This is a genomic window from Clostridium sp. (genome assembly GCF_036569345.1).
In the GTDB taxonomy this organism is placed as follows: Bacteria; Bacillota; Clostridia; order Clostridiales; family Clostridiaceae; genus Clostridium_AD.
On the sequence record NZ_DATCQT010000042.1, the window covers coordinates 1 to 12,555 of the forward strand.

Sequence of the window (12,555 nt, forward strand, 5' to 3'; positions counted from 1 at the left end):
TGCGCCGATGGTACTGCAGGGGTGACCTTGTGGAAGAGTAGGTTGTCGCCAGGTTTACATGGTTTACTAGCTCAGTTGGTAGAGCACATGACTTTTAATCATGGTGTCCGGGGTTCGATTCCCCGGTAAGCCACCAAAAAAACACTTCATTTGAAGTGTTTTTTTTAATTCTCTTTGTTTACTGTAAACAAAGAGATATTTATTCATAAATTTTAAGAATATTCTAATCAATCGATAAAAATTTCCTTTATTAAACTTTTTATAGTTTTATTTTTTATCAGCACTTTTAGAACATATGAAAAGTTGCATTGATCCCTATAATTGATTAGAATATAAATATAGCATTAAAATAATTTTCCTTATTTATTAATTGCTTGTTCATATGATTATAACTTATATTAAGATGTATAAGGAAGGTGATGGGAGTTTGAAAAAAGGCAAGTTCGAAGGAAGAGTTGTAGAAATTTATGGTAATTATAAAGATAGTGATTATGAAGAAATTAGACCTAAAACAATAATAATTATAAATGTAATAAAAACATTATTAATTCTGAGTCTGTTTACTATAATATCTCTGATACTCCGAAAACTTGGGTTGCATGAATCAAATGTAATAATAGTGTTTATCTTAGCGGTATTATTTGTATCAAGAAGTACTGATGGATATATTTATGGTATAGTAGCTGCAATAACTGGGGTGTTATTATTTAATTTTTTCTTTACTATTCCATATTATAGCTTTTTAGTTTATAGAACTGACTATCCTGTAACTTTTATTATAATGCTTATAGCCGCAATTATAACAAGTACCTTAACATCAAGAGTTAAAACACAAGCAAAAATATCTTTTATACGTGAAAATAGTATGAGAATTTTATATAAAATTAGTAACTCACTGCTAACAGCAAAAAATAAAGATCAAATAGTTGAAGTTTGTGGTGACAATTTAATTGATATGTTTAACAGAACTATTATGGTGGTTATTGTAGACGAGAAAAATAATTTGCAAGCACCCAATGTTTATATGCTTAATAATCAATATCAAAAGGACATTTTTGAGTCTGAAATAGAGTCAAAAGCAATTGAAAAATGTTTTAGAACAGGAAAAGTGGTCGAATTTGAAGCAGAAAAATCTATAAACAGCGTGGGGTATTATCATCCAATTAAGGGACAAAGTAAAATACTGGGAGTTATTGGAATAGCTTGCTTAGAAAAAAATATTTTGATTGAAAACGAAAAGATTCTTTTGCAGTCTGTTTCTACACAAATGGCCTTAGCAATTGAAAGAGAAGAACTATATGAAAAAAAGAGACAAATTAATTTAGAGACTGAGAGAGAGAGACTTAGGGGCAATATCTTAAGGTCAATTTCACATGATTTAAGAACTCCACTTACAGGAATATTGGGATCAGTTTCTACTATTAGTGATAACTATGACATTCTTGATACTGATACCAAGAAAGAGCTTCTTAAAATTATTTATGAAGATACAAGCTGGATTATACACTCAGTTGAAAATATATTAAGCATGACACGGATAGACGAAGGTAAGCTTGAGGTTAAGAAAGATGTGGAGATTGTTGAAGAAATTATTTCTGAATCCATATCTAGAGTTACAAGGTTTTCAGGAAGCCATAACATCAAGATCGAATTGCCTGAAAAAGTGGTTATATTATTTGTGGATGGATTATTAATAGAGCAAGTGTTTATAAATTTGATTGATAATGCTATAAAATATACGCAGAGTGATTCTATTATAAAAATCAAAGTTACGCAAAAGGAAAATGAAGTGATTTTTGAAGTATCAGATAATGGAAAAGGAATACCCGAAGAAGATCTATCAACTATATTTGATAGATTTTATACAAAAACTAAGGGAGAGTCCTTAGAAAGACGAGGAATAGGATTGGGACTAGCTATATGTAAGTCTATTATAGAAGCACATGGTGGATATATGGAAGCTTTAAATAATTCTTCAGGTGGAGCAACCTTTATATTTAGTTTGCCTGGAATAAGGAGCGATGGAAATGAATATAAAGCCTTTGATTTTAATAGTTGAAGACGATAAACCTATTAGAAGATTTATGAAAGTTTCTCTTGAGGCACAAGGATATAAGTGCATTGAAACGGAACTTGGGAATACGGCTATAACACTTATTTTTTCACAAAATCCAAATATCATAATTTTAGACTTAGGGTTGCCTGATATAGATGGGCTTAAAGTTATTGAGAATGTAAGAGATTCCACAAAAGCTAGAATTATAGTTGTATCAGCTCGTGGGCGTGAAAGGGAAAAAGTTGAAGCACTAGATAAGGGTGCAGATGATTATTTGACCAAGCCGTTTAGTGTAGCCGAGCTCTTAGCTAGAATTAGGGTAGCACTTAGACAGTTTAATGGAGTTAGTGATTCACAAGGCGACATGTTATCAGAATTTAATGTTAAAAATTTGAGTATAGATTTTAAAAAACGAAGAGTTACAATTCTGAATGAAGAAATACATTTAACACCAATGGAATACAAGTTAATTGAGTTAATGTCAAGATATGCAGGACGTGTGTTAACTCATAAATATATAGTTGATGAGATTTGGGGAAGTTATTTTGAAAATGACACACAATCCCTTAGAGTATTTATGGCTAATATAAGAAGAAAAATTGAGAAGGATCCTGCTCAGCCACAGTATATAATAACGGAGGTTGGAGTGGGCTATAGATTAGTTGATGAATAATTTTTCAAAGATGAAGCTTTTGGCTTCATCTTTTTTTAGAATAATAAAACAAAGATAAATCATGAAATCTTCACACAATCTTTATACGTTAGGACTTATCTTTATATGTTCTTTATAGCAATTTTGTAGTGATTTTGATAATATGTAATTATAAATACAAATAAATATGAAAGGATAATATGAGGTGATTATATGTTAACAAATAGTAATGAAAAAAGTTCTTTTCAAAATAATATAGAACAAGCAATTAATTCAATAAAGTCTAGTAAGCTTGATCTAGCAAAAGTGTATCTCCATGCAGCTATGGTTTTAAATGACCATTCTCCAGAAGCATACAATTTACTAGGTGTTATCTCAGAATATAAAGGTGATGTACTTTTGGCAGGTAAATATTATAGAGCGGCATACGCATTTGATCCATCCTATAAACCCGCAGATAAAAACTTGGAAAAATTAACTTCATATTTTTATAAATTTAATGGAGCAAATATAGACTTTGGAGATAATATTATTAAAGAATACCAAAAGTCACATTCATTTGAATGTAAAACGATATACATTGGACAGATGATAAATAATGAGGCTAATAGAAATTCAACATGTTAGTTAATTTTATATAATTTAAAAAATTAAATTACTGGATAGCGACTTCAAAAGGAGATTTTAACGCCTTTTGAAGCTTTTTGTGCTTCATGAAGTTATTAAGTTTTTATTGTAAATTTATTTATTCCTTTATAATCCATTGAGAAAATAGCATTATTAGATTAAAATGATTATATATATAAACATAAGAAAAAAGGAGCGTGATTGTTTGTTTGGTTCTATAGTTGATTTTTTTGCGAAAGACAAGCTACAAACTGTTTTTAACAGTTTAACATATAACAAATTAATATATGTAGGATTCGCTATTGTAGTTTTTATATTATTTGTATTACTAAAAAAAATATTTGCAAAATATGTATTTAAAATTATATTGAGACTTGTTAATAAAACAAAGTTTAATGCAGACACAAAAATAGTATCTGCCTTTGAAAGACCTTTAATTAATTTTTTTGAGGTGTTAGGATTATATTTTGCTTACATTATTTTAATGCAAGAATTTTCAATAACACTTGATTTTATAAATAAAGTTTTTAGTTCCGCTATAATACTTTTAATTTCATGGGGATTATATAATCTTACAGGCGAATCGTCTTTATTATTTGAGAAAATGCATAAAGCATACGATATAAAAGTAGACAAAATACTATTTCCATTTATATCCAAAATATTAAGGCTAATATTATTAGCATTAGTTATAACTATTATCGCTGAAAAATGGGGCTATAATATTCAAGGGTTTATTACAGGTCTTGGACTAGGAGGATTAGCATTTGCTCTGGCAGCTAAAGACGCAGCGGCTAATATTATTGCAGGTATACTTATAATATTAGATAAACCATTTGCTCTTGGAGATTGGATTAATAACGACTCTTTAGAAGGCACCGTGGAGGAAATTACATTTAGGACTACTAAAATACGAACTTTCGATTTAGCATTAATAATAGTTCCTAATTCAAAATTAGTTAGCGAACCTGTAACAAATTACAGTAGACGGGGAAAACGTAGACTCAATTTTAACTTAGGATTAAATTATGGAACGTCAAGGGAGAAACTAGAGATTTGTGTTACAAAGATTCGAAATTTAATAGAGGGCCACGCACAAGTTAATAAGGAAGAAATATATGTTAGATTTGATAAGTTTAACGCTAGTAGTTTAGATATCTTTATATATTTCTTTGTTGAAACAGCAAAATTAGGTGAATTTTTAGAAGTAAAAGAAAATATTAATTTTGGAATAATGGATATATTACAGCAAGAAGATGTTTCACTTGCATTACCGGGTACAAGTGTATATGTGGAAAAATTACCTGATATTAAGAAAGAAGATAATAAATTAGAGTATTAACATAATAAAAAGGAAACTTTAGTGCAAAATAATGATAACGAGTAAAGATTTGTGTTTTTACATTTGAGTGTTTAAGGAAAATATAGCATCAGTAACTAAGGAGTTACTGATGCTATATTTATGTTTTTAAAATAATGCTCTTTTTTCTATTACAAGTGGGAAGTCTTCATCACCTTTAAGTTGTTTGCCTTTATCTATTATTACATTTTTATCAATTATCACATTAAAGAGCTTAGAATTTTCTCTGATTTCACAATTTTGAAGGATAATACTATTTTTAATTTCAGCTCCTTTGCGAACAACAACGCACCTTGATATAATGCTATTTTCAATAGTTCCTTCTATAATACATCCATCAGCAATTATTGAATTTCTTACTTTGGTTTCAGTTGAATATTTAGTAGGGGGTTCATCTTTAATTTTTGTGTAAATAGGTCCATTACTAAAAAACAATTCTTTAGTTGTTTTTAGGTTGAGCATGTCCATATTAGTTTTATAGTAAGCACTTATTGAATTAACACATTTAAGGTAACCTTTAAATTCATAAGCCTTAACTTTTAAGTCTTTAATGTTTTTATATATAGCATCTTTAATATTTGAATAAGAACCAGTTTGAATACATTTATTTACAAGTGATATCAAAAGGTCTTTTTTCATAATAAACATTTCCATGGAAATATTTAAACTATCATAAATTCCCATATTATTTCCTACACTCAGAACCTCATTGTTTTCATCTATGTTTAATACATCACAATTTAAGAAATCTTTAGTTCCAGTATTAATGGATTTGTATAGTACAGTTATATCTTGATGGTTATTTTCATGATATTTCACGGCATCCAAGTAATCTATGTTCCCTATCATATAAGATGAGGAAAGAATCACATTTTTCTCTTTACTTCTATATAGATACTCCATGTTATTCCATAACATTTCTGCATCATTTAAAGAAAAGCTAGCAATGCCAAAATTGAAAACAAATAGTCCATTTAGTCTTCTGTCTAAATCCCAAGGTTTGCCCGAACCTAAATGATCAACTAAAGAACGTGAGTTGCTTTGAGTAAAAAGTCCTATGTTTCTAATGCCAGGATTAACCATATTAGATAATGTGAAATCAATAATTCTATACCTTGCAGCTATTGGAATAGCAGCGAGTGGTCTATTTTTAGTAAGATTTATTATGTTTGATTCATCCTCATGTAAATTTAATATACCCATATAATTACTAAGCATTTAATCACCTCATCTTATAACTGAATTGGATTTAATTTCAGTGCCCTCTGCAATAAGAGTTATATCATCGGTTGTCCCTATAACGCTATGGCCTCTTATAATGACATTATTACCGATTATAGCTTTATCAATAATAACATTATCAGCTATTTTGGTATTAGGCATTATTACAGAATTTGATATTTTAGAATTTTTTCCAACTGTAACTCCATGAAATAGTACTGAACTTGAAACTTCACCGAGTACAATGCATCCTTGAACTACTAAAGAATTAGTAACTTTTGCATTAGGTCCTATATATTGAGCTGGGTTAGTGGGATTTATCGAGTATATATTCCAATTTTCATCATGAATATTTAATTCATTATTTTCATCTATTAAATCCATATTTGCTTCCCAAAGGCTCTTTATAGTACCTACATCTTTCCAATAGCCTTTAAAAAGATATGCATATATATTTTTTTTATTTTTAAGCATAGCAGGTATTATGTTTTTTCCAAAATCATTTTCTGAATGTTTATTGTTTTCATCGTCCTTTAAAAAGGTTTTAAGGAATTTCCAATTAAAAATATATACTCCCATAGAAGCCATATCATTTTTAGGATTTTGAGGTTTTTCTTCAAATTCATATATTTTATTAGCAGTAGTAGTATTCATTATACCAAATCTAGAAGCCTCGCCAAGTGGGACTTTAATAACTGCTATAGTAGCATCAGCGCATTTTTCTTTATGAAACTTAAGCATTTTTGAATAGTCCATTTTATAAATATGATCTCCAGAGAGGATAAGTACATATTCTGGTTCGTGTGAGTCTATAAAATTAGTATTTTGATATATAGCATTTGCAGTACCTTTGTACCAGTCTCCTCCTGATTCATGTTTATAAGGAGGGAGAAGAGTAACACCACCACTATTTCTATCTAAATCCCAAGGAATACCTATGCCTATATGTGAATTTAAGGAAAGTGGCTGATATTGCGTTAATACTCCAACTGTATCTATTCCTGAATTTGAACAATTACTTAGAGTAAAATCAATAATTTTATATTTACCACCAAAAGGAATTGCAGGCTTTGCTGTGTTTTTCGTAAGCATCTTAAGTCTACTACCTTGTCCACCTGCGAGTATCATAGCTATCATTTCTTTTTTTTGCATTTTAGGTACCTCCTTATCTAAGGAATAACAAATAAATATGTATTGTTGATAACATGTTTTTCTTATTAACCCTAATGTTTAATTATCCTACTTTAATTATGTATATTAGTAAGGAGTGGATTTAATACCTTTTAACTAAAAAAAATCAGGCGAATACAACGCCTAATTTCTTTATTTATATTACTTACAATATAAAGCTTAGTAATAGCATTATATTAAGCCCTGTTACTATTAGTGCAATAATCCAAAGAGTGATTTTATTAAGTGGAGTATTAGCATATTTACCCATAACTTTTTTAGAAGATGTTAAATATATCTGGAGGAATATAGTTATAGGAAGTTGTATACTTAAGAGCATTTGTGAGTAAATGAGGCCTTTAAAAGGGTCTGTTATAAAGAATATAACTATGGCAGCACCAACCAAAGTGATTCCTATTCCAAACTTAGTATGCTTTTCATCAATATTATAATCTTTACCGAAGATTCCGGCAAAAATACTTCCACCAGCCATGCCTGCAGTAACTGACGAGGAAATTCCAGCAAAAAGTAGTGCTATAGCGAAAATTACTGAGGCTGTATTTCCAAGTAGAGGAGTTAGCATTTGTTGGGCTTGACTAAGCTGAGTAACCTGAACTTTTTTTGCAAAGAAAGTAGTTGCTGCAATAAGTATCATAGCACTATTTATGGCCCACCCTACAATCATTGAAAAAAATGTATCCATAAATTCATATTTCAATTGCTTTTTTATTACACTTTCATCTTCAAGGTTCCACTGACGACTTTGTATTACTTGAGAGTGTAAAAATAAATTATGAGGCATTACGACAGCTCCCAGGACACTCATAATTATTGGAAGTGAACCTAAAGGAAAAGTTGGTTTAATCCAGCTTACCATAGCTTTTCCCCATTCTATATGCACAAGACTTAGTTCGAATATAAAAGATATTCCTATTAGAGAAACAAAGCCTATAATCCATTTTTCTAGTTTTCTATAAGAATTTGTGTATAATATCCATAAAATCAAACATAAAACTAATACCGTTCCTAGTCTTATAGGCATGCCAAATAGCATATTTAAAGCGATAGCGCCACCAAGAAGTTCCGCAAGTGCGGTAGATATTGCAGCAATCACTGCAGAACCAAGAACTACTTTATTCAGTTTTGGGTTTAATGTTGCAGTAGATGCTTCTGATAAGCAGTTACCAGTAACAATTCCAAGATGGGCAGCATTGTGTTGAAGAATAATAAGCATAATAGTTGAAAGTGTTACCATCCAAAGTAGAGTATAGCCGAAATCCGCACCGGCAGAAAGATTTGATGCCCAGTTACCAGGGTCTATAAATCCTACTGTTACGAGTAGTCCTGGTCCTATATATTTTAGGAAATTTAATGCCTTTTGCTTAGGTGGGTGGTCTTTTTTCGTGAAATTTTTGAAAAATGATAAATTCATTAAAACACATCCGTCCTATATTATTATTGCAATATATATTATATGGTAAGTATTATTTAAGTCTACATAAAAATATATATAAAGAAAAATAGATATTGGTTATAACACTATAAAATGTTAAACATAATATGAAGAATATAAAAGAAGAATAAACAAATACTATAGGCATACTAAGATAGAGAGGAAGTTATAAATTGAAAATAAATGAATCACTAGTATGCCCTAAATGCAATGGTGAAAATTTTGAAATAAAACATGAAGCCACTTATCGCTATACATATAAAATAGACACAGTCAATGTATATATAGATGAAGAGGGATTAGAAAATCTTCCATTTTTATTTGATAATAGAGAACAAACTTGTTTCAAGGAATATATAGAATGTAATCAATGTGGGGCCAAATATCCTTGTTCTGTCGATAAATCTAACCAAACTATAGAGCTTACTATAATGAAAAAAGCAATAAGGGCAGACCATGTAAAAAACCCAGAATTCTTTGGATAAAAAATTTCTGTAATTAGTACATATAATCATATAATAAAAGAATATACTTTATTATTAATACCTTTATACTACATTAGCATAACTATTGAAATATACATATAATAATTACAAGATTAAATTAATTGGAGTAATATTACAATAATAACTTTTTAAATACACCAGAGATAATTAATTGTTTCTGGTGTATTTCTATATTATACCTGATTACTATATATATCTACTGTTATCTTATTTTTAATAACGTATATTGACAAGTATATTGACAAGTATATTTAATTAAACCATAATCAATGTATTAATTAGATATATTAAGTGTAATGAATGAGGAGTGAATATATGAAAAAAAAACATATAGATTGGATTTTGGTTATAGGATGGATGATATTAATATTTATATTTTCTAGTCAACCTGGCGATATATCAAGTGAAAATAATAAATTTGTTATATACGTATTTAATTTGCTTGGGATTAACTTAAATAGTATATTTGGTACTATGAGTGATTTTATAGTTAGAAAGTCAGCACATTTCACTGAGTATTTTATTTTATATATTTTCCTATTTAGAGCTATTAGTACAAAAAAAAATAAAGATATTAAAGTTTTTATTGGGGCCTTATTAATAGTTTTTTTATACGCTTGCTCAGATGAGTTTCATCAATTTTTTGTCCCAGGAAGAGTGTCTGCCTTTAGAGATGTGCTTGTAGATACTTGTGGAGGGCTTACATCATTTTTATTTACGTATATTCGGGTCACATTTAAAAAGAGTTAAACTTTTAAATTAAGGTCCTGACAAAATTAAAATAGAGTTATAAAGAAAATTGTCCACAACAGAGCTCCAAAATTGAGCTTTATTGTGGATAAATTTAGATTTATAGCTACTAACTGTGCATAAAATGCATCTAAAATAGAAAATTAACAAAATTTGAGAGGATGATTAAATGAATGTTTTAATAAATTTAATAATAAAGACGTCTTTAGATACACTATACATGACAGGAATGATAATTATTGTAGGATTCATTCTTGGATTTCTAAGAGAACACACAATAGACAATTTCCAAAAGAGTTTCGGGTGGAAGGCAGTTGCTGTAACTGCAACTATAGGCGTACCGATTCACGAAATTTCTCATGCTATCTTATGTGTTCTATTTGGACACAAAATTACGAAATTGGTATTATTGCAAAAGAGAGATGAAAATGGCGTACTTGGGTATGTATCTCATTCTTATAATCCGAGTAGTGTATACCAGCAAACAGGTAACTTTTTCATAGGCATTGCACCTATATTTGGAGGGATTTCCGCAATAATTATTTTAATGCACGCCATAATCCCCAAGACATATATCGAATTTATAACTATATCTATGAATAATTTACATGTTACTGAAATAAATTATGTTGCAATAAACGGAATACTAACTTCTTATATTTATTTAATAAAAATAATATTTTCAATAAATAACTTTGCTAATCCTTACTTTATTTTGTTTTTATTTTTAGCTATTTGCATTTCTTCTCATATATCATTGAGTACCGCGGATATTAAAGGAGCATCTAAAGGATTTATTTTAATATTTATTATAATATTAGTTCTAAATGTGTTTGGAATTTCAAAATTTATTATGGCCCAAAGCATATTAAAATATAATATTGTACTAATAGGGTTTCTTGTAATAGCATTGATTTTTTCAACTATAACTTATTTTGTAAGTTTACTGTTGTTTTTGATAAAGAATTAATACAATATAAAAGAAGGTAGTTTTATGTTAATCAAAATTGTATGCATACATTATTTAAAACCTATTAAAAGTGATATAATTTTTAATAGGTTAAGATAAACTACAATTTAAGGGAGTGAAAATTATGAAAGTGTCCCAAATAATGACTCCAGGACCCACACAGGTGAGAGAAAACGTTAGGATGGCTAGGGCATTGGCTACTACCAACCCAGATTTAGATCTACAGTTTTATGAATTTTACAAAGAAACTTGTGAGAAGATAGGTAAGTTTTTAAAAACTAAAAATGAAGTTAGAATATTAAGTGGTGAAGGAATTTTAGGTCTTGAGGCTGCATGTGCATCACTTACGGAAAATGGTGATAGGGTATTAGTAATTGATAATGGAATATTCGGAGAAGGATTTGCCGACTTTGTTAAGATGTATGGTGGGGAAGTTGTCTTTTTTAAAGGTGATAGAAAACATGAAATAGATATAGTAGAGCTGGAAAAGTTTCTTGAAAAAGATTATGACTTTAAATATGCTACTGTAGTACATTGCGACACCCCTTCAGGCGTTCTAAATGATATAGAAAATATATGCCAGTTGCTAAAGAAAAAAGGTATATTAACGGTAGTGGATAGTGTAGCGGCTATGGGTGGAGAACAAGTACGGGTGGATGAATGGAAAATAGACATTGTAATAGGCGCATCACAAAAATGTGTTTCGGCTCCAGCAGGGCTAACGTTTCTAAGTATTAGTGAAGATGCATTTAAATTAATGGAAATGAGAAAAAAGCCTATAGCATCCTATTATTGCAATTTACTTGTATGGAAGGATTACTATGAAAATAAGTGGTTTCCTTATACACCGCCAATAAGTGATATAGTTGGACTAAGACAGGCCTTTGATAATATATTAAATGATAAGGATATACTTGAAAGACATAATTCTATTGGGAAAGCAACAAGAAAAGCCATAATGGAAGCAGGTCTTAATTTATATATTAAAGAGGGATATTCAAATACCGTAACAGTTATAGAAGTTCCAGAGGGTATAAACGTTAAAGAACTGTTAAAACATATGGTTGATGAATTTAATGTATTTATAGCTGGATCATTTGGATATCTAAAGGGGAAAGTTATAAGGATAGGCCATATGGGCGAAAATGCTAGAAAAGATAAAATGATATACACTCTAATTGCACTACAATCCTCATTAAAATCATTAGGTTTTGAGTGTAAAAAAAATATGGTTGAAGTTTTTTTAAATGACTATAAGTAAACCTCGTACTTTAAAACGGATCTAAATGTTATATGCATAATACATTATTAGCCGGTGGCAATCATCGGCTAAATAATAAATAAATTCTATAAAAACAGTTCCTACCTAATATGTGAGGGATAGACGCAGTGTATACTAGGCCTAGTGTATCAGTGTGAGTGATACCTAATAAAAAGTAGTATTATGAAGGAAATTGTATATAATTGTCGTAGGTACGAAATTAGAATTAATGATTTGTACATATATATGATAATATATTACTTGTCGACACGAGTGATTAACGATTAAGTTAAAGCTTGTAAGTTAACATTTAAATAATGTTTAAAAACTTGTTGACAAAACAAAAGATACCTAGTAAAATGGTACAAGTCGTCACATGATGACAAAGCAAATTGGTCTTTGAAAATTAAACAGAGAAATAGGTAAAGAAATGAAATAATATTTTATTTTAACCAGTTAATTACTTTAGAAAAAAGTAATATTTTAGTCGTAAGACTAAAAAGTATGTAATGAGCATGCGAATCAACCT

At 29.3% G+C, this 12,555-nt stretch carries 11 protein-coding genes and 1 tRNA gene; 9 read left to right on the forward strand and 3 right to left on the reverse strand.

The window, feature by feature from the left end; all coding sequences use genetic code 11:
• Window positions 1-60 precede the first annotated feature (60 nt).
• The 5 genes from VIM70_RS03890 to VIM70_RS03910 all read left to right on the forward strand — a co-directional run bounded on the left by VIM70_RS03890 (window position 61) and on the right by VIM70_RS03910 (window position 4,677).
• Window positions 61-136, forward strand: a tRNA-Lys gene (locus tag VIM70_RS03890).
• 291 nt (window positions 137-427) lie between these two features.
• A complete protein-coding gene (locus VIM70_RS03895) occupies window positions 428-2,059 on the forward strand; it encodes a DUF4118 domain-containing protein (RefSeq protein ID WP_331944295.1) in 1,632 nt (543 codons plus the stop codon).
• Window positions 2,028-2,729 (forward strand): response regulator transcription factor, encoded by a 702-nt coding sequence (locus tag VIM70_RS03900; protein WP_331944297.1) that lies wholly within the window; start codon window positions 2,028-2,030, stop codon window positions 2,727-2,729. The genes VIM70_RS03895 and VIM70_RS03900 overlap by 32 nt, the downstream gene beginning before the upstream one ends.
• A 192-nt stretch (window positions 2,730-2,921) precedes the next feature.
• The gene (locus VIM70_RS03905) at window positions 2,922-3,335 is read left to right on the forward strand and encodes a hypothetical protein (RefSeq protein WP_331944299.1); all 414 of its coding nucleotides are present in this window, start codon (window positions 2,922-2,924) and stop codon (window positions 3,333-3,335) included.
• A gap of 205 nt (window positions 3,336-3,540) precedes the next feature.
• Window positions 3,541-4,677, forward strand: a complete 1,137-nt coding sequence (locus tag VIM70_RS03910; RefSeq protein WP_331944301.1) for a mechanosensitive ion channel family protein — start codon at window positions 3,541-3,543, stop codon at window positions 4,675-4,677.
• 126 nt (window positions 4,678-4,803) lie between these two features.
• Here VIM70_RS03910 and glgD read toward each other — a convergent pair whose 3' ends face one another.
• From glgD to VIM70_RS03925, 3 genes are all read right to left on the reverse strand, one after another.
• On the reverse strand, window positions 4,804-5,913 hold the full coding sequence (gene glgD, locus VIM70_RS03915) for a glucose-1-phosphate adenylyltransferase subunit GlgD (RefSeq protein WP_331944303.1): 1,110 nt from the start codon (window positions 5,911-5,913) through the stop codon (window positions 4,804-4,806).
• Between the two features lie 9 nt (window positions 5,914-5,922).
• The gene (locus VIM70_RS03920; protein ID WP_331944305.1) at window positions 5,923-7,068 is read right to left on the reverse strand and encodes a glucose-1-phosphate adenylyltransferase; all 1,146 of its coding nucleotides are present in this window, start codon (window positions 7,066-7,068) and stop codon (window positions 5,923-5,925) included.
• Window positions 7,069-7,252: 184 nt separating this feature from the next.
• On the reverse strand, window positions 7,253-8,518 hold the full coding sequence (locus VIM70_RS03925; RefSeq protein WP_331944307.1) for an Nramp family divalent metal transporter: 1,266 nt from the start codon (window positions 8,516-8,518) through the stop codon (window positions 7,253-7,255).
• A gap of 194 nt (window positions 8,519-8,712) precedes the next feature.
• On the opposite strand from VIM70_RS03925, the gene VIM70_RS03930 reads away from it, so the two are divergent.
• The 4 genes from VIM70_RS03930 (at window position 8,713) to VIM70_RS03945 (ending at window position 12,026) form a co-directional block, all read left to right on the forward strand.
• Entirely contained in the window at window positions 8,713-9,024 is a 312-nt protein-coding gene (locus tag VIM70_RS03930) for a hypothetical protein (RefSeq protein ID WP_331944309.1), read from the forward strand.
• Between the two features lie 336 nt (window positions 9,025-9,360).
• On the forward strand, window positions 9,361-9,795 hold the full coding sequence (locus VIM70_RS03935; RefSeq protein WP_331944311.1) for a VanZ family protein: 435 nt from the start codon (window positions 9,361-9,363) through the stop codon (window positions 9,793-9,795).
• A 169-nt stretch (window positions 9,796-9,964) separates the two neighbouring features.
• Window positions 9,965-10,765, forward strand: a complete 801-nt coding sequence (locus tag VIM70_RS03940) for a hypothetical protein (protein ID WP_331944313.1) — start codon at window positions 9,965-9,967, stop codon at window positions 10,763-10,765.
• A 124-nt stretch (window positions 10,766-10,889) separates the two neighbouring features.
• Window positions 10,890-12,026, forward strand: coding sequence for an alanine--glyoxylate aminotransferase family protein (locus VIM70_RS03945; protein WP_331944315.1), 1,137 nt, complete (start codon window positions 10,890-10,892; stop codon window positions 12,024-12,026).
• Window positions 12,027-12,555 lie beyond the last annotated feature (529 nt).

Coding starts and splice junctions, on each gene's coding strand:
- VIM70_RS03900 (WP_331944297.1), top strand. CDS start 2,028: ATGAATATAAAGCCTTTGATTTTAATAGTTGAAGACGATAAACCTATT.
- VIM70_RS03905 (WP_331944299.1), top strand. CDS start 2,922: ATGTTAACAAATAGTAATGAAAAAAGTTCTTTTCAAAATAATATAGAA.
- glgD (WP_331944303.1), bottom strand. CDS start 5,913: ATGCTTAGTAATTATATGGGTATATTAAATTTACATGAGGATGAATCA.
- VIM70_RS03920 (WP_331944305.1), bottom strand. CDS start 7,068: ATGCAAAAAAAAGAAATGATAGCTATGATACTCGCAGGTGGACAAGGT.
- VIM70_RS03925 (WP_331944307.1), bottom strand. CDS start 8,518: ATGAATTTATCATTTTTCAAAAATTTCACGAAAAAAGACCACCCACCT.
- VIM70_RS03935 (WP_331944311.1), top strand. CDS start 9,361: ATGAAAAAAAAACATATAGATTGGATTTTGGTTATAGGATGGATGATA.
- VIM70_RS03940 (WP_331944313.1), top strand. CDS start 9,965: ATGAATGTTTTAATAAATTTAATAATAAAGACGTCTTTAGATACACTA.
- VIM70_RS03945 (WP_331944315.1), top strand. CDS start 10,890: ATGAAAGTGTCCCAAATAATGACTCCAGGACCCACACAGGTGAGAGAA.